The sequence below is a fragment of the Pseudomonas sp. NFACC41-3 genome, from assembly GCF_900109505.1.
Lineage (GTDB): Bacteria > Pseudomonadota > Gammaproteobacteria > Pseudomonadales > Pseudomonadaceae > Aquipseudomonas > Aquipseudomonas chlororaphis.
In genome coordinates, this window is the sequence record NZ_FOAE01000006.1 from 602294 (window position 1) to 622246 (window position 19953).

Annotated in this window: 18 protein-coding genes; 5 read left to right on the top strand and 13 right to left on the bottom strand. The window is 65.8% G+C overall.

From position 1 onward, the window contains the following. Positions 1-14: 14 nt before the first annotated feature. The 10 genes from BMY68_RS27265 to cbiE all read right to left on the bottom strand — a co-directional run bounded on the left by BMY68_RS27265 (position 15) and on the right by cbiE (position 9276). Positions 15-1397 carry a PepSY-associated TM helix domain-containing protein gene (locus BMY68_RS27265; RefSeq protein ID WP_085533676.1) on the bottom strand — a complete coding sequence of 461 codons (1383 nt, stop codon included), beginning with the start codon at positions 1395-1397 and terminating at the stop codon, positions 15-17. Between the two features lie 146 nt (positions 1398-1543). Continuing rightward, positions 1544-3679 carry a TonB-dependent copper receptor gene (locus BMY68_RS27270; RefSeq protein WP_085533677.1) on the bottom strand — a complete coding sequence of 712 codons (2136 nt, stop codon included), beginning with the start codon at positions 3677-3679 and terminating at the stop codon, positions 1544-1546. A 91-nt stretch (positions 3680-3770) separates the two neighbouring features. Then, positions 3771-4175, bottom strand: a complete 405-nt coding sequence (locus BMY68_RS27275) for a DUF2946 domain-containing protein (protein ID WP_085533678.1) — start codon at positions 4173-4175, stop codon at positions 3771-3773. A 54-nt stretch (positions 4176-4229) separates the two neighbouring features. Continuing rightward, entirely contained in the window at positions 4230-4724 is a 495-nt protein-coding gene (locus BMY68_RS27280) for a copper chaperone PCu(A)C (protein WP_085533679.1), read from the bottom strand. 48 nt (positions 4725-4772) lie between these two features. Beyond that, positions 4773-5171 (bottom strand): DUF2946 domain-containing protein, encoded by a 399-nt coding sequence (locus BMY68_RS27285; protein WP_085533680.1) that lies wholly within the window; start codon positions 5169-5171, stop codon positions 4773-4775. A gap of 113 nt (positions 5172-5284) precedes the next feature. Further along, a complete protein-coding gene (locus tag BMY68_RS27290; RefSeq protein ID WP_007932872.1) occupies positions 5285-5608 on the bottom strand; it encodes a helix-turn-helix domain-containing transcriptional regulator in 324 nt (107 codons plus the stop codon). 5 nt (positions 5609-5613) lie between these two features. Then, positions 5614-5949, bottom strand: coding sequence for a type II toxin-antitoxin system RelE/ParE family toxin (locus tag BMY68_RS27295; RefSeq protein ID WP_009041967.1), 336 nt, complete (start codon positions 5947-5949; stop codon positions 5614-5616). 205 nt (positions 5950-6154) lie between these two features. After that, positions 6155-6868 carry a cobalt-precorrin-6A reductase gene (locus BMY68_RS27300; RefSeq protein ID WP_085533681.1) on the bottom strand — a complete coding sequence of 238 codons (714 nt, stop codon included), beginning with the start codon at positions 6866-6868 and terminating at the stop codon, positions 6155-6157. Beyond that, positions 6865-7962: a cobalt-precorrin-5B (C(1))-methyltransferase gene (locus BMY68_RS27305; RefSeq protein WP_085533682.1), complete on the bottom strand. Its 1098-nt coding sequence runs from the start codon at positions 7960-7962 to the stop codon at positions 6865-6867. Before BMY68_RS27305 ends, BMY68_RS27300 begins: the two co-directional genes overlap by 4 nt. 108 nt (positions 7963-8070) lie before the next feature. Continuing rightward, a complete protein-coding gene (cbiE, locus tag BMY68_RS27310; RefSeq protein ID WP_085533684.1) occupies positions 8071-9276 on the bottom strand; it encodes a precorrin-6y C5,15-methyltransferase (decarboxylating) subunit CbiE in 1206 nt (401 codons plus the stop codon). A gap of 138 nt (positions 9277-9414) precedes the next feature. On the opposite strand from cbiE, the gene cobG reads away from it, so the two are divergent. The 5 genes from cobG (at position 9415) to BMY68_RS27335 (ending at position 14890) form a co-directional block, all read left to right on the top strand. Then, a complete protein-coding gene (cobG, locus tag BMY68_RS27315; protein WP_345788663.1) occupies positions 9415-10728 on the top strand; it encodes a precorrin-3B synthase in 1314 nt (437 codons plus the stop codon). Next, positions 10721-11347, top strand: a complete 627-nt coding sequence (locus tag BMY68_RS27320; RefSeq protein ID WP_085533686.1) for a precorrin-8X methylmutase — start codon at positions 10721-10723, stop codon at positions 11345-11347. Before cobG ends, BMY68_RS27320 begins: the two co-directional genes overlap by 8 nt. Then, positions 11347-12078 (top strand): precorrin-2 C(20)-methyltransferase, encoded by a 732-nt coding sequence (locus BMY68_RS27325; protein ID WP_085533687.1) that lies wholly within the window; start codon positions 11347-11349, stop codon positions 12076-12078. Before BMY68_RS27320 ends, BMY68_RS27325 begins: the two co-directional genes overlap by 1 nt. Beyond that, on the top strand, positions 12078-13775 hold the full coding sequence (gene cobJ, locus BMY68_RS27330) for a precorrin-3B C(17)-methyltransferase (protein ID WP_085533688.1): 1698 nt from the start codon (positions 12078-12080) through the stop codon (positions 13773-13775). Before BMY68_RS27325 ends, cobJ begins: the two co-directional genes overlap by 1 nt. 854 nt (positions 13776-14629) lie before the next feature. Continuing rightward, positions 14630-14890: a hypothetical protein gene (locus BMY68_RS27335; RefSeq protein WP_009041974.1), complete on the top strand. Its 261-nt coding sequence runs from the start codon at positions 14630-14632 to the stop codon at positions 14888-14890. Positions 14891-14972: 82 nt separating this feature from the next. Here the strand turns inward: BMY68_RS27335 and BMY68_RS27340 are convergent, their stop codons facing one another. The 3 genes from BMY68_RS27340 to purD all read right to left on the bottom strand — a co-directional run bounded on the left by BMY68_RS27340 (position 14973) and on the right by purD (position 19807). After that, entirely contained in the window at positions 14973-15566 is a 594-nt protein-coding gene (locus BMY68_RS27340; protein WP_007923493.1) for a MarC family protein, read from the bottom strand. Between the two features lie 62 nt (positions 15567-15628). Continuing rightward, the gene (locus BMY68_RS27345) at positions 15629-18412 is read right to left on the bottom strand and encodes a hybrid sensor histidine kinase/response regulator (protein ID WP_085533689.1); all 2784 of its coding nucleotides are present in this window, start codon (positions 18410-18412) and stop codon (positions 15629-15631) included. 99 nt (positions 18413-18511) lie between these two features. Continuing rightward, entirely contained in the window at positions 18512-19807 is a 1296-nt protein-coding gene (purD, locus tag BMY68_RS27350) for a phosphoribosylamine--glycine ligase (RefSeq protein ID WP_085533690.1), read from the bottom strand. Between the last annotated feature and the right edge of the window lie 146 nt (positions 19808-19953).

Here is a 19953-nt window from a genome sequence, read left to right on the forward strand (position 1 = left end):
GCATCTCGCCTGATTCATGATGAAGATGAGGCCGATTCAGTCGAGCGGTTCCAGCGCGACAACAGCACGCGATCCAGCAGCCACACGGCCACCAGCGAGGCCCCGACCAGGGGAAAGGCCACGGCCAGCGCGAGCATGATCGCCATCGCGGTTTTCCATTTCGGCAGGTCATGGCGCAGCGGCGGTACACCGAGGCGCCCCTGGGGACGACGCTTCCACCAGATCACCAGGCCGCTGACGGCGCTCAGCAGAATCATCAGGCAGATCAGCAGCACCACGATCTGGTTGAACGGGCCGAACATCTTGCCTTCGTGCAGCATCACCCCGACTTCGGTGGCGCGGGCGACGTTGCTGTACTGCTGCCAGCGCACATCGGCCAGGACCTTGCCGGTGTACTGGTCGACATGCAGGGTGGCGTCGTTGCGTGGGTCGTCGGCGAACACGGCAATGGTGAACACGCCGCTGGCGCTGGTCGGCAAGGTGATGCTGTAACCGGCTTCGACCTGGCGCTGGGTGGCGATGTCCTGCACCTGCTGCAGGCTGACCGCGGGCGCCGCCGGACCTTCGTGCGCGGCGCCGTGGGCCATGTGTTCGGCATGGTCGCCGGACATCGGCAGCGGAGTGTTTTCCATGGCCCAGGGTACGGTCTGGCGGCTGGCGGTGTTGAGTTCGCCGGCCTGCTGGTCGGACTTGGGCACGTCGTTCCACATCGCCGCCGGGAAGCGATTCCACAGCTCGGCGTATTGCTTGCCCCAGAAGCCGGTCCAGGTCATGCCGCTGAGCAGCATCACCAGCAGGAACGCCGCGCCCCAGAAGCCGACCACGGCGTGCAGGTCGCGCCACAGCACACGGCCGCGGCTGCTGAACCGCGGCCACAACACCCCGGCCGAAGACTTGCCGCGCGGCCACCACAGGTACAGCCCGGACACCACCAGGACGATGCCCCAGCCCGCCGCCAGCTCTACCAGCCGGTCGCCGAGGGTGCCGATCATCAGCTCGCCATGAATGGCCCGGGCGATGGCTTGCAGATTGTTCTTGGCGTCTTGCTCGCCAAGGATATTGCCGTGGTAAGGGTCGACGAACGCATTGAGTTCGCCACCTTCCTTCTGCACCACGAACTGCGCGCTGCGTCCGGCTTCGAGCGGCGGCAGGTACTGTTTGACATGGCCTTGGGGATACGCGGCCCGGACCCGCTGGAGCTGCTCATCGGCGCTGAGCATGTGGTGCCCCGCTGGCACCTGCAGCAGGTGGCCGTACATCAGCGGGTCGAGCTGGGGTTTGAACAGGTAGATGATCCCGGTCAGGGACAGCATCACCATGAAAGGGGCCACGAACAGCCCGGCATAGAAATGCCAGCGCCAGGCCAGGTTGTAGAAAGACACTTTCGGTTGGCTCATCAGGGAACGCTCCGCATGGGCAATTATTCTCTGTAGCCGCTACCGATAGGCGGCGATCGGCCGGAACGGCCGCAACGTACTCAATAGCGCTGAAGGCTTTCGGCCTTATCGCAGCCCTTCGGCAGCGGCTCCATTTGTTGTTGTGTTTAGAAGCTCAGATCCACCTTGGTCCAGAGCGTGCGCCCCGGTTCGTTGATGGCTTGCGGGTCATTGGCCGGGTAGCCGAACCCGGCGTTGCCGGCCAGGTTCAGGTGCTCGGCGTAGGCCTTGCCGAACAGGTTGTCGACGCCGGTACTGACCTTCAGGTTCTTGTTGATCCGGTAGGCGCCGTTGAGCGAGAACACCCCGAAGCCGCCGCTCTTGCCGAAGTCCTTGCCGACCACGTTGCCCTTGTTTTCATCGATGCGGTTCTGCGCCGCCACCACCCGCCACAGGGCACCTGCGCTCCAGTTGTCCGCGCTGTAGGTCAGGCCGAAACGCGCGTCCAGCGGCGGCATCTGCGGTAGCGGCGAGCCGTCGCTGCTGTTCTTGCCCCAGGCGTAGGCGAGGGTGGCGTCGGCCTTCCAGTTGTCGGTCAGCTTGTAGGCCGCGCCGAGCTCGCCGCCCATGATGCGCGCGTCGATGTTCTCGGCTTGCGAGGTCATGCCCATCATCCCGGGGCGGTAGTTGAACAGGATGTAGTCGCGTACCTGGCCGATGTAGCCCGAGGCCCAGGCTTCCAGTTCCGCGGTCTTGTATTGCAGGCCGAAGTCGAGCTGGGTGGTCTTTTCCGGCTTGATCGAATCGAAGGCGTTGACCGATCCGGCCGGCCCCATCTTCGGCGAGAACAGCTCCCAGTAATCCGGGAAGCGTTGCGCGTGGCCGAGGCCGGCATAGACCGTGGTCGGGCTGTCGGCCAGGTCATGCTCGTAGCGGATGAAACCGCTGGGCAGGGTGTCGGCGCGGGTATTGCCGGCGGTCGGATTGGGCCGGGTCATCATTCCGGAACCGATGCTCTGGCGGTAGTCCTTGGCCGAGGCGCGGTCCACTCGGGCGCCGCTGATCAGCCGGTCTCGGTCGGCGGCGTACCAGGTCAGTTCGCCGAATGCGCCGTAGTTGTGGAAGTCGGCGTCCTTGGTGCGTGGCTGGTCCTTATAGGTGTCGATCCCCATGCCTTTGCGCTGACGGTGCTCGTTGGTCTGCGCATCGATACCGCTGATCAACTGCACATCGGCCCAGCGCCAGGTGGCCTTGATTCGCGCGCCGAGGGTGCGGCGGTCGACGTTGCTGGCCATGGGGCCGGCCATCATCCCGGTGCCGGACGGCGTGCGCAGGCTGTAGTTGTCCATCACGTGGTCGGCGTAGTTGTAGTAGACCTGCGCCTCGACCTTATCCAGCACCTCGCCGATATTGGAACGCTCGAAACGCAGGCCCAGGCTTTCCCGCTTGAACTGCGAGCCGTCCATGCCGCGCCCGGCGTAACGCGCTTCGCCGTCGCCCTTGCCGGCGGTGAGTTCCAGCAGGGTGTCGGCGTCCGGGGTCCAGCCCACGGCGACGTCACCGTTCCACTTGTCGTAGCGCGACGGCACGGTGTCGTTGTTGCCGTCCTTGTAGTCGTCGGAATGGGCCTGGTTGCCGATCACCCGCACGTAACCCAGTGGCCCACCGGCGGCGGCATCCATCACCTTGTCGAAGCGGCCGTTGGAGCCGGCCAGGACGCTGGCGTTGACCCGGGTACCCAGCTCGCCGAAGTTTTCCGGCTCGCGGTCGAAGAGGATGGTCCCGGCCGAAGCGCCCGGGCCCCAGAGCACGGTTTGCGGACCCTTGATCACCGTCAGCTTGTCGTAGGTTTCCGGCGAGATATAGGAGGTCGGCGCGTCCATGCGGCCGGGGCAGGCGCCGAGCATCATGCCGCCGTTGGTGAGGATGTTCAGGCGCGAGCCGAACATGCCGCGCAGCACCGGGTCGCCGTTGGTGCCGCCGTTGCGCACCAGGGCGAAGCCGGGAATGGTCTTCAGGTAGTCGCCGCCATCGCTGGCCGGGACCGGCTGGCGCGGATCCTTGGGGTTGGTGACCACGGTCAGCGGTGAGCTGGGGGCGATGGCGGTGATCACCGTCGGGCTCAGTTCTTCGCCATGCTGGCTGTGATCCACCGGTTGCTCGGCCGCCAGGGCCAGCGGCGTGAGCAGGGCGCCGCAGAGCAGGGCGATGGCGTGGTTGAAACGTACGCGAGGTTGGTTCAGGGCAAAGGTAGCGGGGGCCTGGGCGGAGCACAGGCGAGTGTCAGCAGAAAACCTGGACATAAAGGTTCCATCAATCATTTCGTAAACAACACGGCCAGCAGCCTGCGGCTGTCTTTTCTACAGTCGGCCGGGTGAAGTGCGGTTGAGGGGTTTACGCAATGACTGGCGGGGCGCGGGTCCGGGCGCCGGGGAACACCGTCTGCCGGGCATGGCCCAGACGCGGCGAGGGGGTGAGGAAGTGGCTGGACGGCGAACTGTCGAGCGCCGTGAACGACAGGCTGCCAGGCAGTGCCGGGCAGTTGAACAGCAGGCTGCAATAGCCGCATTTTTCCCAGAGCGCATGGTGTTCGCCCTGGACCTTGCCGTGCTCCGCGCCGTGAGGGTTTTCACCGTGGCAGCCGGGCTCGCCCATGTTCATGTCCATCGACATGGACAGGTTCATCGGCATGGCCTGATCCATCGGCATCGACTGGGAAATCAGCGGACCGATAAAGATCATCAGCATGGCGAACAGGCTGATCCAGCTGCCGCGCCGTACTTTCACGGGCGTGCGCACGGATCGCCGGGTGCCAGGCGAGCGCAAGGCGTTCACGGTAACGATGGCCGGGGCTTATTGGGCGTGCATGTGTTCCTGGCTGCCCGCGGGCGCCTGCTTCTGCACCGCCACTTCGACCGTGACGTCGCCGGATTTCTCGAAGTGCAGGGTCAGCGGGAAGCGCTTGCCGTCGCTGAGCAGGTTGCGGTCTTTGAGCTCCAGCAGCATCACGTGATAGGCCATGGGGGCGAAGGTGACGGTCGCGCCCGGGGCGATCGCCACGTTGGGCACCTGCTGCATTTTCATCAGGTCGCCCTGCTGCACGTGTTCATGCAGCTCGGCCTTGCCCGAGATCGGCGAGTCGACGCCGAGCAGGCGGTCGGCATTCTTGCCGGTGTTGTGAATGACGAAATAGGCCGCCACCGTCGGTGCGTTGGGCGGCAGCTCCTGTGACCAGGGGTGGGCAATCTGCAACTCGCCAGCCTGGTATTCATGGGCGGCGGCAAAACCAGCGGGCAACAGCAGGGCGGCCAGCAGCAGGGCTTGCAAGGCCTGTACGGATTTCAACATGGCAGTTCTCCAGAACGATTCGACACGCAGATCAATTGCGAGGTGGAATCAGACCAGAGGTGAGGCGCGGGGATTGAGGCTCGGCCATTGCTGGCGTGGCGTGGGCATGACCTGCGCGGGTGGCGCGACGCTGCGGTTGGACTCGAAACGGGTGAAATACAACTGCGGCGCATGGCCTGGCAGGGCGACCAGGGGCGCCGAGCCGGAACAGCACCAGCAGTGCTGCATGGTGGAGTGATCGTCGTTCTGTGGGGCTTGCTGTTCCAGCTTGCCCAGGGAGATCGCCACCAGCTTGGTGCCGCTGGAGGAACAGAAACTGCCCCACAACAGTTGCTCGGCAGGTGCTCGATCGCTCTGCTGCATGGCTCCCGAAAGCGGCATGGCAAGCATGTTGAACAGCACTGCGAAGCAGGCGATCCAGGCAAATGCGAGCCGTTGTCGGGACATGGTGACGATCCGTCAGGTTGAGCGAACAGGGGGGTATTTAGCCTGATCGCTGTGGATAAGTAAAAAGGCGCCGTGCGGTGTGGTGTCGCAGAGCCACCTGGATTGGCCGTTCCTCAGTGAGCCGGTACCGCGCGGACCTCGATGGCCACGCCGAGCTTGGCGCGGATGGCGGCGAAGATCGCGGCCAGGTTGTCCATGCTCGGGTTGCCGCTGGCGGACAGCATGCGATGCAGGCTCTTGCTGGGCTTGGCGGTCTCGCGGGCCAGGGCTTCGAAGCCGACGGTGGCGTTGACCAGGTCGCGCAGAATGATCCGCGACATCTCCGGTTCGCCGTTGAGAAACAGCGTAGCAGCCTCGTCCAGCAGCGCCTGGGAAAACGCCGGGTCGCGCTCGGCGCGTTCGGCAATGCTGTGCTTGAAGCTTCGAGTCAGTGCCATGGGTGTCACCTCGTTTTCAGTTCGGCCTTCTTGCGGTGATGGAATTCGGCGATCAGTTTCTTCGCCTGCCTGATGTCGGCCTGCTGGGTGGACTTGTCGCCACCGCCAAACAGGATCACCAGGTGCCGGCCTTCCTGGATCAGGTAGATCCTGTAGCCGGGGCCCCAATCGATGCGGTATTCGCCAAGCCCGTCGAACCACTTGATGTTGGATGTGTTGCCCATTTCCAGGCGCAGCAGCGCGGTGGAAACCTTGACGGCTGCCTGGGTATCCAGCGTTTCGAACCAGCGACCGAAGGGGCTGCGCTGGTTCTCTTGCTGGTATTCCTCGACTGTAATCATCGTCGGCCTTAAAGGTAACAAATAAGTTACTATATGGGTAGGCCTTTGATCGTGCCGCAAAGCCTGTCCGTGGCCAACGCCGCAAGTGTTTCCTCTGTCTTCAATACGCGAAGGTCCCGTGGCGCGGCGGCCAGGGCTGCGTCCTACCGTTCAGCGGGGGACTTGGTAACTCGATGTATCGGCCGGGTTTTGCGCGGCCAGGCGGTCAGCGCAGGGCCTGGAGCAATTCGTCCAGGTCATGGAATTCCCGATCGACGGCTGGCAACGACGGCCGTTGCAGGATCAGCACCGGCACCCCACGCTCGCGCGCCACTTCCAGCTTGGGTTCGGTGGCGCTGCTGCCGCTGTTCTTGCTGATCAGCACGTCGATACGGCGGCGTTCGAACAGCTCGCGTTCGCTGTCGATCAGGAAGGGGCCGCGTGCGCCTATCACTTCGCACCGGTCATTGCCGGGGTATTGGTCGAGGGCGCGCAGGGTCCAGAACTGTCCGGCGGGGATCTCATGCAGATGCTGCAAGGGCTCGCGGCCCAGGGTGAACAGCGGGCGCTTGAAGGGTTCGAGTGCCTGGACCAGCTCGGCCCAGTCGCGGACTTCGCGCCAGTCGTCACCGGCCTGCGCTTGCCAGGCCGGTCGGCGCAGGGCCCAGCAGGGGATGTCACACAGCTGCGCGGCTGTGGCGGCGTTCTGGCTGATCCTGGCGGCGTAGGGATGAGTGGCGTCCAGCAGCAGCTCGATGCCTTGCTCGCGGATGAACCGGGCCAGGCCCTCGGCGCCGCCGTAGCCGCCGACCCGCACCTGGCAGTCCAGGTCAGTGGGCACGCGCCCGATGCCCGCCAGGCTATAGATGTGCTCCGGCCCCAGGGTCCGGGCGATGGCCAGGGCTTCGGTCACGCCGCCCAGCAGCAGTACGCGCTTCATCGAAAAGCGCCGGCATGGCCGACGATGCCGCCCTGGCGATCGATGGCGAAGACTTCGACCTGGACCTGTGGCGGCACCACGCTGCGCGCAAAGTCCAGGGCGTGCAGGCACACCGCGTCGCCCAGGGCGATGCCGGCGGCGCTGGCCATGGCCAGCGCTTGCTGGCTGGTGTTGGCGCCACGGATGGCGCTTTGCAGCACCGAGTCGGCGCCGACCGCCGCGGCCCATTCGGCCAGTTGCGGCAGGTCGATGCTGGAGTGGCGGCTGTGCAGGTCCATGTGCCCGGCCGCGAGCTTGCTGATCTTGCCGAAACCGCCGCACAGGCTGAGTTTGTCCACCGGCACTTTGCGCAGGTGCTTGAGCACGGCGCCGACAAAGTCGCCCATTTCGATCAGGGCGATTTCCGGCAGGTCGTAGACGCGGCGCATGGTGTCTTCGCTGGCATTGCCGGTACAGGCGGCGATGTGCAGGTAGCCGTTGGTCTTGGCGACATCGATGCCCTGGTGGATCGAGGCGATATAGGCCGCACAGGAAAACGGCCGCACGATGCCGCTGGTGCCGAGGATCGACAGGCCGCCGAGAATGCCCAGGCGCGGGTTCATGGTTTTCAGCGCCAGGGCTTCGCCATCCTCGACGTTGACCGTGACCTCGAAGCCGCCCTGGTAGCCGCGTTCCCGGGCCAGCGTCGTCAGGTGCTCGCTGATCATCCGGCGCGGTACTGGATTGATCGCCGGTTCGCCCACACCCAGCACCAGCCCCGGCCGGGTCACGGTGCCCACGCCTTGGCCGGCGATGAAACGAATGCCGCTGTCCGGGCTCAGGCGCACCTGGGAATAGAGCAGGGCGCCGTGGGTCACGTCGGGGTCGTCGCCGGCATCCTTGATCGTGCCGGCTTCGGCGCCGGTGTCGGTGAGGCGGCAGAACTCCAGGCGCATCTGCACCTGCTTGCCCTTGGGCAGGACGATCTCCACGGCGTCGCTGCTGGCGCCGCCGAGCAACAGGCGCGCCGCCGCCAGGCTGGTGGCGGTGGCGCAGCTGCCGGTGGTCAGGCCGCTGCGCAGCGGGGCGGGTTGTTCCGCCGTTTCTTCACGCATGCCGCGCGGCCTTGTGTAGGAGCGAGCTTGCTCGCGATAGCGTTCGCCAGACGGACCGTGTGGTCTGGATCGCGAGCAAGCTCGCTCCTACAGGGGAGGGCAGGGTGCTCATAGCGGTTTGACGAGGTCGAGCAAGGTAATGGGCAGGGCCTGGCGCCAGGTGTCGAAGTCCCCCAGGGGCAGGGCCTGGGCAACATGGATGCGGGTCAGCTCGCCGCCATGCCGTTCGCGCCAGGCCATCAGGGTCGTTTCGCTTTGCAGGGTCACGGCGTTGGCCACCAGCCGGCCACCGGGCTTGAGCCGGGCCCAGCAGGCGTCGAGCACGCCGGGGCGGGTCACGCCGCCGCCGATGAAGATCGCGTCCGGGGCTTCCAGGCCATCCAGCGCCTGGGGCGCGCTGCCGCGAACCAGTTGCAGGCCGGGCACGCCGAGGGCGTCGCGGTTGTGTTCGATCAGTTGCTGGCGGCCTGGGTCGGCTTCGATGGCCAGGGCCCGGCAGCTGGGGTGTGCGCGCATCCACTCGATGCCGATCGAGCCGCTGCCGGCGCCGACATCCCACAACAGTTCGCCAGGAACAGGCGCCAGGCGGGCCAGGGTAATGGCGCGGACGTCGCGCTTGGTCAGCTGGCCGTCATGCTGGAAGGCCGAGTCGGGCAAGCCGGCCAGGCGCGACAGGCGCGGCGTATCGGGCTCGGCCAGGCATTCGATGGCCACCAGGTTGAGGTCGGCGATGGCCGGGTCGCTCCAGTCGTTGGCGGTGCCTTCGGTCCGTCGCTCGGCCTCGCCGCCCAGGTGCTCGAGCACGCTGAGCCGGCTTGGGCCGAAGCCGCGTTCGCGCAGCAGCGCGGCGATGGCCGAGGGGCTGAGGCCGTCATTGCTCAGGACCAGCAGGCGCACGCCGCTGAACAGCTGGGCGCTGAGGGCGGCCACGGGGCGGGCGACCACCGAGAGCGTCACCACCTCTTGCAGCGGCCAGCCCAGGCGCGCGGCCGCCAGTGAATAAGAGGAAGGCGCGGGCAGGACGTGCATTTCCTCCCGGGCCACCTGCCGCGCCAGGCTGGCGCCGACGCCGAACAGCATCGGGTCGCCGCTGGCCAGCACGCACACCGGCTCGCCGCGCTTGGCCAGCACCGGCTCCAGTGAGAAAGGGCTCGGCCACAGTTGCCGCTCGCCGCGGATGCACACCGGCAACAGGTCCAGTTGCCGCTGGCCGCCGACGATCCGCGAAGCGCCCATCAGGGCCCGCCGGGCGTTCTTGCCCAGGCCCTTGAAGCCGTCTTCACCGATTCCCACTACTGTCAGCCAGGGCGACATCGCTATTCCTCGAGGGTAAAACCTGTTCTTCCGACAGGCAGGCTTTTCATGCCTTCGGACAAAGCAGGCATAATACCGCGCCTTCGCCCGCGAAGCGCCTTTCCCACACAGCCGGTCACCCCCTTGAACGAACGCCCGATGTCCACCGCCTTACGCCCCTCGGCCTGTCCGGGGTTGCTGCGTATCGTCCCGGCACTGGACGGCGGTATCTGCCGGATCAAGCTGGCCGGCGGGGCGATCAGCGCCGCCCAGGCCCGCGCGGTGGCCGCTGCGGCCGAGCGGTATGCCGGCGGGGTGATCGAGGCGACTAACCGCGCCAACCTGCAGATTCGCGGAATCGGCGCCGAACATCAGGCGCTGATCGCCGATCTGCTGGCCGCCGGCCTGGGGCCGACCAGCGCGGCCGGCGATGACGTGCGCAACCTGATGCTCAGCCCCACGGCCGGGATCGACCGCACGATGATCCTCGACACCCGTCCCCTGGCCGGGCAGATTCTCGCCACTGTGCAAAGCCATCCGCGCTTTCATGAGTTGTCGCCCAAGTTCGCCGTGCAACTCGACGGTGGCGAAGCCCTGGCCATGCTGGAACATCCCCATGACCTGTGGCTTTCGGCGTTCGAAGGCGCGGGCGAGCCCTGGCTGGCCTTCGGCCTGGCCGGCTGCCCAGGGGACCGTCCCCTGGCCAGCGTGGCGCTGGAGGATGGGCTGGCTCTGGTGGTGGCGGTGCTGGAGCTGTTCCTCGACCTGGCCCGCCCCGAACAGACCCGCATGCGCCAGCTGTTGGCGGAGCACTCGGCGGACGCGCTGCTGGCGCAGGTGTCCGCGCGCTTGCCGGGGCCGGTGATCAGGGTGGGCGATTGGCAGCGCGTGGCCCCTTCCGAGCCGCTGCATATCGGCACTTATCCACAGCGGCAACCGGGCCAGGTCTATGTCGGTGCCGTCACGCCCCTGGGGCGGCTGGCCCCGTCGATGTTGCGCGGCGCGGCGCAGTTGGCCGAGCAATGGGGCGATGGCAGCCTGAGGTTCACCCCCTGGCAGAGCCTGCTGCTACCGAACCTGCGGGCCGAAGACGCGCCTGAAGTCACGCGCTGCCTGCAACAGCTGGGGTTTCTCTGTTCGCCGCAGCAGGCCCTGGCCCATATGGTTGCCTGCACCGGTTCCAGCGGCTGCGGCAAGGCCCTGGCCGACACCAAGGGCGACGCGCTGAAGCTGGCCGCCTTGCTCCAGCGCCACGGCCATCAGCTGGACGTGCACCTGTCCGGCTGCTTGCGTTCCTGCGCCGCCGCCCATGTGGCACCGGCTACCTTGCTGGCCGTCGCCCCCGGTCGTTACGACCTCTATTTTCGCGATGCCGCGCAGCCGGGTTTCGGCACGCTGCACGCATGCAACCTTTCCCTTGAAGCGGCCGGCGCATTGCTCGATGCCCGCCCACGGAGCAACACCCATGATTGATTACATCCGCGACGGTCAGGAGATCTATCGCAACTCCTTCGCGATCATTCGCGAGGAGGCCAGGCTCGATCGCATCCCCGCGGACCTGGAAAAGCTCGCGGTGCGGGTGATCCATGCCTGCGGCATGGTCGATGCCATCGACGGCCTGCAGTTCTCCGAAGGCGCGGGTAAGGCCGGGCGCGCTGCCCTGGCCGCTGGCGCGCCGATTCTCTGCGATGCGCGCATGGTGGCCGAAGGCATCACCCGCGCCCGTCTGCCGGCGAACAATCAGGTGATCTGCACCCTGCGCGACGAAAGCGTGCCGGAGCTGGCCCGCGAGCTGGGCAACACCCGCTCGGCGGTGGCCTTGGAACTGTGGCGGCCGTACCTGGAAGGCAGCGTAGTGGTGATCGGCAATGCCCCGACCGCGCTGTTCTACCTGCTGGAAATGCTCGACGCCGGTGCGCCGAAGCCGGCGCTGATCCTCGGCTTCCCGGTAGGCTTCGTCGGCGCGGCCGAGTCCAAGGCGATGCTCGCTGCCGACAGCCGCGGCGTGCCTTTCGTGATCATGCAAGGTCGCCTGGGCGGCAGCGCCATGGCCGCCGCCGCCGTCAACGCCCTGGCCACGGAGATCGAATGATGCAGCAACCTGGACGTTTGATCGGCCTGGGCGTCGGCCCCGGTGATCCGGAACTGATTACCGTCAAGGCCCTGCGCCTGCTGCGCGAATCGCCGGTGGTGGCGTACTTCGTCGCCAAGGGTAAAAAGGGCAATGCCTTCGGCATCATCGAAGCGCATTTGCAAGGCGCGCAGACCCTGGTGCCGCTGGTCTACCCGGTGACCACCGAAGTGCTGCCGGCGCCGCTGTCCTACGAGCAAGTGATCAGCGACTTCTACGACAGCGCCGCCGAAGACTTGGCCAGGCATCTGGACGCCGGCCGCGATGTGGCGGTGATCTGTGAAGGCGACCCGTTCTTCTACGGCTCCTACATGTACCTGCACGACCGCCTGGCCGAGCGTTACCCCGCCGAAGTGGTGCCGGGGGTGTGCTCGATGCTCGGTGGCGCCTCGGTGCTGGGCGCGCCGCTGGTGTATCGCAACCAGAGCCTGTCGGTGCTCTCTGGCGTGTTGCCCCATGACGAACTCAAGCGCCGCCTGGCCGATGCCGACGCGGCGGTGGTGATGAAGCTGGGGCGCAACTTCCCCAAGGTGCGCCAGGTGCTCGAAGAGCTGGGCCTGGCCGAGCGCGCGCTGTACGTCGAGCGCGCGACCATGGCCAACCAGAAGATCGTGCCGCTGGATGAAGTGCAGCCGATGTCCTCGCCGTATTTCTCGTTGATCATCGTGCCCGGTGAAAGGTGGCAAGGTTGATGGCCCGTCCCGCACCGGCCATCGTCATCCTTGGCCAAGGCAGCCTGGCGACTGCACGCAAACTTCAGCAGCTGTACCCGGACGCGCTGATCCACGGCCTGGCCGAACGGGTCGAGGGCGCCGACCGCCCGTACCAGGAGTTTGGCGCGACCCTGCGTCAGCTGTATCAACAGGACACGCCGATCATCGCCCTGTGCGCCGCGGGCATCGTCATCCGCACCCTGGCGCCGCTGCTGCTGGAGAAGGGCGCGGAGCCGCCGGTGCTGGCGGTGGCCGAAGACGGCAGCGCCGTGGTGCCGTTGCTCGGTGGCCTGGGCGGGGTGAACGTCATGGCCCGAGAAATTGCCGCCGGCCTGGGCGTGGCGGCGGCCATCACCACCAGCGGCGAGCTGCGCTTCGGCACCTGCCTGCTCAACTCGCCCAGCGGTTATGCCCTGGGTGATCTGGAACTGGGCAAGCGTTTCGTCTCCGATCTGCTGGGCGGTGAAAGCGTGCGTATCGAAGGTGCCGCGCCCTGGCTGGCCGAGGCCCGGTTGCCGGAAGACCGGCACGCCCGGCTGACCATCCGCGTCGGTTCGGCCGAGCGCGAGCCTGCCGCCAACGAACTGTTGATCTACCCGCGCAGTGTGCTGATCGCCTGCAACGGCAAGATCGCGGGTGCCGATGCGCTGCGCGAGGCCTTGCATCAGAAGAGGATTGCCGTGCAATCCGTTGCCTGCCTGCTGGCTGCTGACGGCGACATGGCCAGCCCGGCCTTGCGCGAAGCCGCCGCCGAGCTGGGCGTGCCCCTGCGTTTCGCCCCGGCGGCGGGCAGCGTCGCTGAGCTGGCGCAACAGGCCGTGCCACAACTGTTGCCCCCGCTCAGCGTGGGTGAAGACATCGCTATTGCCGTGGCCAGCCAGCCGCTGGACCCGCAGCAGATCGGCCGCCCCCGTGGCCGCCTGGCGGTGATCGGCCTGGGCCCAGGCGCCGCCGAACTGATGGTGCCGGCGGTGAAAGCCGAACTGGCGCGGGCCAACGATATCCTCGGCTACGAAACCTATGTGCGCATGGCCGGCCCGTTCCGCGCCGACCAGATCCTGCACTGCACCGACAACCGCGAAGAAATGCAGCGTGCCCGCCACGCCTTCGAGCTCGCGGCCCAAGGCCGTTCGGTGGTGGTGGTGTCCTCCGGCGACCCGGGTGTCTTCGCCATGGCCGCGGCGGTGCTGGAAGCGCTGCATGAATCCAGCGAGCCGGGCTGGCATCAGGTCGAGCTGGAAATCCTTCCCGGGGTTTCCGCTTCCCTGGCTACCGCCGCACAGGCTGGCGCGCCCCTGGGCCACGACTTCTGCGTGCTGTCGCTGTCGGACAACCTCAAGCCCTGGGCAATCATCGAGAAGCGCCTGGACCTGGCGTCCCAGGCCGACCTGGCGCTGGCGTTCTATAACCCCATCTCGCGTTCGCGTCCTTGGCAACTGGGGCGCGCGCTGGAGATCGTGCGCCAGCACCGCACCGCGGATACGCCGGTGGTGCTGGGGCGGGATATCGGGCGTCCGGGGCAGACTTTGCGCGTTACCACCCTGGGTGCCCTGACTCCGGAGCAGGTGGATATGCGCACCATGGTGTTGGTGGGGTCATCCACGACCTGTGTGTTTCCCAAGGCTGGAGGTGGGGAGTGGGTGTATACGCCGAGGTGGTACGGGCAGAAACCTTAGGCAACTTCGAACCGCTGTAGGGGCGAGGCTTGCCTGCGATTTCGGTGGTGGCCTCGCTGGGGGTGTTGGGCGGTGTACATATCCGTTTCTGCGGTAACGGCCACTTAGGGTTCCGCCCTTACGGCGGGTCACTTTTGGCAAACGCCCGGAATGCCGGCCCAGCCAAAAGTAACCAAAAGGTCTCGCCCCTGGCGTACGGCCTTCGCTGCGCTCAGGTTCCCTCGCTCCGGCGTCCATCAGGGGGGCATCGACTCCGGTCGGCTTCGCTTCGACCTCCATACGATGTCCTCGACTGCGTCGAGGGGCGCTGCGCGCCATCCCCCTGATGAACGCCTCCGCTCGGCCTCCCGATGGGGCGGGTAGATCAAGATCAAAAGCCGGGCGCGACCTACCGGTCGGCGCTAAACCTTGTAGCCGCTGCCGAGCTTGCGAGGCTGCGATCGGCCGCGAAGCGGACGCAGGGTCTTGAGACCGCTGGAGGACCTTCGGTCCTATCGCAGCCTCGCGGGCCCGGCAGCGGCTACAGGAAGCGTGGGGCCGTCAGAGGGAAAGAATGGCAACACATTGAGGGTTGTCGCTGGTTTTTTGCGAAGCCATAGTTGCCCGGTCGCCGACGCATCGGCGGCCGATCTTAGCCGGTCGGAAAGCATCTCTATGAATGCTTAAGCGCCATCCATTAACATGCTGGCGCTTTTTGCTGCATGGCACCTTCTATGGCAGCTGTGCGCGGGACACCTTTGGGTGTGCCGGGTTTTTCATAGACTGCACCCGGTCGGCTAACCCTCGTACAGCTGCCACCCTTTTGTTTAGCCGCTCAGGGTGGTTGTTCTTCAGCAATCTATGGAGATATACCCGTGACGGACTTCATCCCCCTACAAAGCAATCTCACCCCCACCCCAATTTTCCACCTCGACCGCAACGCGCCCGCAGCCGATCTGCATGGCGGCGCGGTACAGCGCATCAAGGCTTCGCGGGATTTGATGCATAGCCTCAATTGCCTGAGTGTCAAAGGTGTGGGCGATCAGGATCTGATTCACTTCGTCAACGCCGCCCACCTGTTGCTGCAAGACGGCTGCGACGCGCTGGATGCCTTGCAGTGGCAACTGCAGGCGTAAAAAATCCCACCCCGAAAAAAGCCCAGGCTCACTGTCCCCAGTGAGCCTGCTTGTTCTTGCCGCTTGTAGCTTGCAGCTGCCTCTACCCCAGATACCCCTTGACCCCGGTAAAGATGATCTGCGCCGCCAGGGCGCAGACGAACAGGCCCATCAGTCGGCTGACGATCTGCAAGCCTTGCTCGCCCAGGATGCGTTCGATGCGGTTGGACAGGTAGAGCACCACGCCAACCGTGAAGCTGGCCAGGGCGATGCTGAGGATTGCGGTGAGTTTGTCGTCCCAGTGCGGCTGGCTGACGCCCATCACCAGCAGGGCGCCGATGGTGCCAGGGCCGACAGTCAGGGGGATGGTCAAGGGCACTATGGTCACGTCCTGCTGCACGTTGTCGGTCTGGATCGCCGACTTGCCCTGGGCCATGCCCAGCGCCGAGATGAACAGCACGCTACCGGCGCCGATGCGGAAGGCGTCCACGGTGATGCCGAACACATTGAAGATCACTCGTCCGAACAGATACAGCAGCACGCTGGAGGCCAGGGTCGCCAGGGCGACGTTCCACGCCAGGCGCCGACGCTCCTTGCTGGAGTAGCCACGAGTCAGGCTGATGAAGCAGGACAGGACGAAGAAGGGGCTGTAGAGCACCAGCATCTTCAGGTACACGCTGAACAGCACATGGAGCATGGCGCAAACTCACAGCGAGGGAGGGCGAGCGGAGTTTAACAGGCGTTTGCCGGACTGTCGGCTCAGGACGGTTGCGCCGTGGTGCGGTTCTGCTGATCGCGCTGCGCCACCCAGTGTTCGATCAGTTCGCGCAGTTGCGACAGCTCCACCGGCTTGGCCATGTGCCCGTCCATGCCGGCCTGCCGCGCGCGCTCCTTGTGCTCGGTGAGGATGTGCGCGGTCAGCGCCACCACTGGCGTGCGCACGCGCTGGTTGCCGACTTCCCAGGCCCGCAGCTGCTGGGTGGCGGAGAAACCGTCGAGGATCGGCATTTCGCAGTCCATCAGCACCAGGTCGTAGCGCTGGGCCTTCATCGCTTGCAGGGCTTCTTCGCCGTTGCTCGCGGTATCGGGCTGCAGATTGAGCTTGCCGAGCATGCCGCGAATCACCTTGGTGGAGATGCTGTTGTCCTCGGCCACCAGGATGCGGAAGTCGCTCGGCACCTTGACCGGCACCGGAACCCCGCTCAGCGAATGGGGCTGATGGGGGACCAGTTGGCCCTTGTTGCGCTGGGTCAGCTCGTCGGCCAGGGTGGTCTTGAGGGTATAGCCGGCCACCGGTTTGGCGAGGATGCGCTTGACCCCGGCGTTGCGCGCGATGACCTTGCTCGGCGCGTTGCTGATGCCGGTGAGCATGATCAGCAGGATGTCGTGGTTCAGGCTCGGGTCTTCCTTGATCTTGGCCGCCAGTTGCATGCCGGTCATGCCGGGCATGTTCTGGTCGAGCAGCACCACATCGAAGTAGTCGCGCAGGTGCGCCTTGGTGCGCAGCAGGGCCAGGGCTTCCTTGCCCGAAGGCACGGCGCTGACGTTCAGGCCCCAGGCGCTGCATTGCTGCACCAGGACCTTGCGGCAGGTGTCGTTGTCGTCCACCACCAGCACTCGGGCGCCTTGCAGCGGGCCATCCAGGTCGGACGTCGGGTGCTCCAGGCGCTCAGGGTCCAGCGGCAGGGTCAGCCACAGGGTGCTGCCCTGGTTGGCGCTGGTCTTGACCCCGAACTCGCCATGCATCAGCAGGATCAGCTGGCGGGCGATGACCAGGCCGAGATTGCCGCCCAGGCGGGTGCTGGCGAGGAAGTTCTTGCTGTGCAGTTCCGAATGCAGCAGGGCATCGCGCTCTTCGGCTTCCATCGGCTGGCCGCTGTCCTGCACGGCGATGCGCAGGCGCGGTTTGCTGGTGCGCTCGTCCAGCGCGACCACCACCAGGACCTCGCCTTCGTCGGTCTTCTTCAGGGCGTTTTCCAACAGGCTGAGCATGGCCTGGCGCAAGCGCGTCGGATCACCGCTGATCACGCGCGGCACCTGCGGCTGGATGAAGCTGATCAGCTCGACATTCTGCTGCTCGGCCTTGGCGCGGAAAATACTCAGGCAGTCCTCGATCAGTGCATTGAGGTCGAACTGCACGTCGTCCAGCTCGATCTGCCCGGACTCGAGCTTGGAGATGTCGAGGATCTCGTTGATCAGGGTCAGCAGCTCGTTGCCGGCGCTGTGGATGGTCTGCACGTAGTCGCGTTGCTTGACCGACAGTGGCGTGCCCAGCAGCAGCTCGGTCATGCCCAGCACGCCGTTCATCGGTGTGCGGATCTCGTGGCTGATCTTGGCCAGGAACTCGGCCTTGGCATTGACCTCGGCGTTGCTGGCGGCGAGGTCACGGCTGACGCTGAACTCGTTCTCGGTGATGCTGCGCTGGCGCTCGCCCAGGGCGATGCTCATCGCCCACCCGCTCAGGCACATGATCACCAGCAGGGTGACGATCAGGCCCTGGGGCGCGACCATGGTCAGCCCCAGCAGCGCCGGCAGCACGATCAGCGCGCCGATGTTGAAGATGCCCATGCCGGCCACGAAGTAGCGCGCCGGGCGGTAGCCTTTGTGCCAGTGATAACCGGCGATGAACAGCATGCTCAGGCCGACCAGGGCCACCAGGCCGTAGGTGATGAGGTTCAGCGGGAGCGAATCGACGAACAGTAGCAACAGGCTGCACAGGCCGACCATCAGCATGTCGACCAGCAGCAGCTTGTTCAGCGGGTGCGGGCCCAGCGGGGCAAAAAAGCGATAGACGAACATCAGCCCGCAAGGGGTGGTCAGCAACAGCGCCAGGTAGGCGCCAGGGGTCTGTATCGCGTGCCAGTCCGGCAGCCAGGGGCCGAACAGGTTGAGCATCAGCGCCAGGCTGAGCATCACCAGGGCTTCGCAGGACGCCAGCCACAGGCTGCTGCGCGAACGGGTGTAGGCGTAGCGCACCAGGTTGTGCAGCATCAGCATGCCCATGCAGCCGAACAGCAGGCCGTACAGCACGCTCTGGCCTTGATTGGCCGCGGTCATGACCGCCGGTTGCAGGGTGATGTAAGGGCGCAGCTGATGGTCGGAGACCAGGCGCAGATAGACATCGAGGGTCTTCTGGTTCTGCGGCAGCGGCAGCATGAAGTCGCTGCTGGGCAAAGGCCGTTCGGCCTGGGGCTGCTGGGTGCCGGAGGTCAGTTGCTCGACCAGGTTGTCGCCGTCCAGTACATACATGTCCAGGCGTGACAGGTCGGGCGCGAAGATCCGCAGCAGTTGTTCGTGCTTGCCCGGTTGCAGTTTGAAACGCAGCCATAACGCGCCTCCGGGTTCGGCGGCGGTGATGCGTTCCAGTTCGATCGGGCTGAATTGATTGGTGTAGCGCGGGGAGCGGATATCGCTCAGTTGCAGGTTGGCCTGTTCATCGAGCAAAACGGCCCAGTTACTGCCTTGTGCGGCCTGGGCCGGGATCAAGCAGAGCAGGGTCAGCAGAGTGACGGTGAAACTTATGGCAGTCCTGAGCCAGCGCACGGCGAAATCCCTTCGTAGGTTGATGCCAGATTATAACTATGCGCGGCGCTGGAGCCGTCCGGCAAGGGCCTGGGGCCCCTGCCGGACAGGAAGACAGGATTACTCCTGACTTTCGCCACGCTCGCGGGCAATGGCCCGGTAACCGATGTCTTTGCGGTAGAAGCAGCCTTGCCAATCGATCTTAGCTGCCAGTTGGTAAGCCTGCTGCTGCGCGGCACTTACGCTGTCGCCCAGGGCGGTGGCGCAGAGCACGCGGCCGCCGGAGGTTACCACCTGACCGTCCTTGAGCGCGGTGCCGGCGTGGAAGACTTTGCCTTCCAGTTTGGCGGCCGCGTCCAGGCCTTCGATCACCGCGCCTTTGGCGTAGTCACCAGGATAGCCGCCGGCGGCCAGGACGATGCCCAGGCTCGGACGTGGATCCCATTGCGCTTCGACCTTGTCCAGCGCCTGGGCCAGGGCGGCCTCGACCAGCAGCACCAGGCTCGATTGCAGGCGCAGCATCACCGGTTGGGTTTCCGGATCGCCGAAGCGGCAGTTGAACTCGATGACCTTCGGGTTGCCGGCCTTGTCGATCATCAGGCCGGCGTACAGGAAACCGGTGTAGACGTTGCCTTCGTCGGCCATGCCGCGCACGGTCGGCCAGATCACCTGGTCCATCACACGCTGGTGCACGTCGGCGGTGACCACCGGGGCAGGGGAGTAGGCACCCATGCCGCCGGTGTTCGGGCCGCTGTCGCCGTCGCCGACGCGTTTGTGGTCCTGGCTGGTGGCCATGGGCAGCACGTTCTTGCCATCGACCATGACGATGAAGCTGGCTTCCTCGCCGTCGAGGAACTCTTCGATCACCACGCGCGAACCGGCGTCGCCGAAGGCATTGCCGGCCAGCATGTCGCGCACGGCGTCTTCGGCCTCGCTCAGGGTCATGGCGACGATCACGCCTTTACCGGCGGCCAGGCCGTCGGCCTTGATCACGATCGGCGCGCCCTTTTCCCGCAGATAAGCCAGGGCCGGCTCGATCTCGGTGAAGTTCTGGTAGTCGGCGGTCGGGATCTTGTGGCGAGCCAGGAAATCCTTGGTGAAGGCTTTCGAACCTTCCAGCTGGGCCGCGCCAGCGGTCGGACCGAAGCAGTCCAGGCCACGGGAGCGGAACAGGTCGACCACGCCAGCCACCAGCGGTACTTCCGGACCGACGATGGTCAGGGACACGTTCTTCTCGGCAAAGTCGGCCAGCTGCTCGAGGGCCAATACGTCGATGGCCACGTTCTCGCACTTGGCTTCGATGGCGGTGCCGGCGTTGCCCGGGGCAACGAAGACTTTCTCGACCCGTGGGTCTTGAGCGACTTTCCAGGCCAGGGCGTGTTCACGACCGCCGCTACCAATGATCAGTACATTCATTTCAAAAACCTCGGATGACGCAAATTCGGTGAAGCGCACAAGCCTGACGTTGTAGCCGCTGCCGCCAGGCTGCGATCAACCGCGAAGCGGTTGCAGGATCTCAGATCGCTGAAGACCCTTCGGGTCTTATCGCAGCCTTCGGCAGC

What these genes read in the sequence shown, in the direction of transcription:
- BMY68_RS27265 (WP_085533676.1), bottom strand. Translation starts at nt 1,397, where the DNA reads ATGAGCCAACCGAAAGTGTCTTTCTACAACCTGGCCTGGCGCTGGCAT.
- BMY68_RS27270 (WP_085533677.1), bottom strand. Translation starts at nt 3,679, where the DNA reads ATGTCCAGGTTTTCTGCTGACACTCGCCTGTGCTCCGCCCAGGCCCCC.
- BMY68_RS27280 (WP_085533679.1), bottom strand. Translation starts at nt 4,724, where the DNA reads ATGTTGAAATCCGTACAGGCCTTGCAAGCCCTGCTGCTGGCCGCCCTG.
- BMY68_RS27285 (WP_085533680.1), bottom strand. Translation starts at nt 5,171, where the DNA reads ATGTCCCGACAACGGCTCGCATTTGCCTGGATCGCCTGCTTCGCAGTG.
- BMY68_RS27290 (WP_007932872.1), bottom strand. Translation starts at nt 5,608, where the DNA reads ATGGCACTGACTCGAAGCTTCAAGCACAGCATTGCCGAACGCGCCGAG.
- BMY68_RS27295 (WP_009041967.1), bottom strand. Translation starts at nt 5,949, where the DNA reads ATGATTACAGTCGAGGAATACCAGCAAGAGAACCAGCGCAGCCCCTTC.
- BMY68_RS27300 (WP_085533681.1), bottom strand. Translation starts at nt 6,868, where the DNA reads ATGAAGCGCGTACTGCTGCTGGGCGGCGTGACCGAAGCCCTGGCCATC.
- BMY68_RS27305 (WP_085533682.1), bottom strand. Translation starts at nt 7,962, where the DNA reads ATGCGTGAAGAAACGGCGGAACAACCCGCCCCGCTGCGCAGCGGCCTG.
- cbiE (WP_085533684.1), bottom strand. Translation starts at nt 9,276, where the DNA reads ATGTCGCCCTGGCTGACAGTAGTGGGAATCGGTGAAGACGGCTTCAAG.
- cobG (WP_345788663.1), top strand. Translation starts at nt 9,415, where the DNA reads ATGTCCACCGCCTTACGCCCCTCGGCCTGTCCGGGGTTGCTGCGTATC.
- BMY68_RS27320 (WP_085533686.1), top strand. Translation starts at nt 10,721, where the DNA reads ATGATTGATTACATCCGCGACGGTCAGGAGATCTATCGCAACTCCTTC.
- BMY68_RS27325 (WP_085533687.1), top strand. Translation starts at nt 11,347, where the DNA reads ATGCAGCAACCTGGACGTTTGATCGGCCTGGGCGTCGGCCCCGGTGAT.
- cobJ (WP_085533688.1), top strand. Translation starts at nt 12,078, where the DNA reads ATGGCCCGTCCCGCACCGGCCATCGTCATCCTTGGCCAAGGCAGCCTG.
- BMY68_RS27340 (WP_007923493.1), bottom strand. Translation starts at nt 15,566, where the DNA reads ATGCTCCATGTGCTGTTCAGCGTGTACCTGAAGATGCTGGTGCTCTAC.
- purD (WP_085533690.1), bottom strand. Translation starts at nt 19,807, where the DNA reads ATGAATGTACTGATCATTGGTAGCGGCGGTCGTGAACACGCCCTGGCC.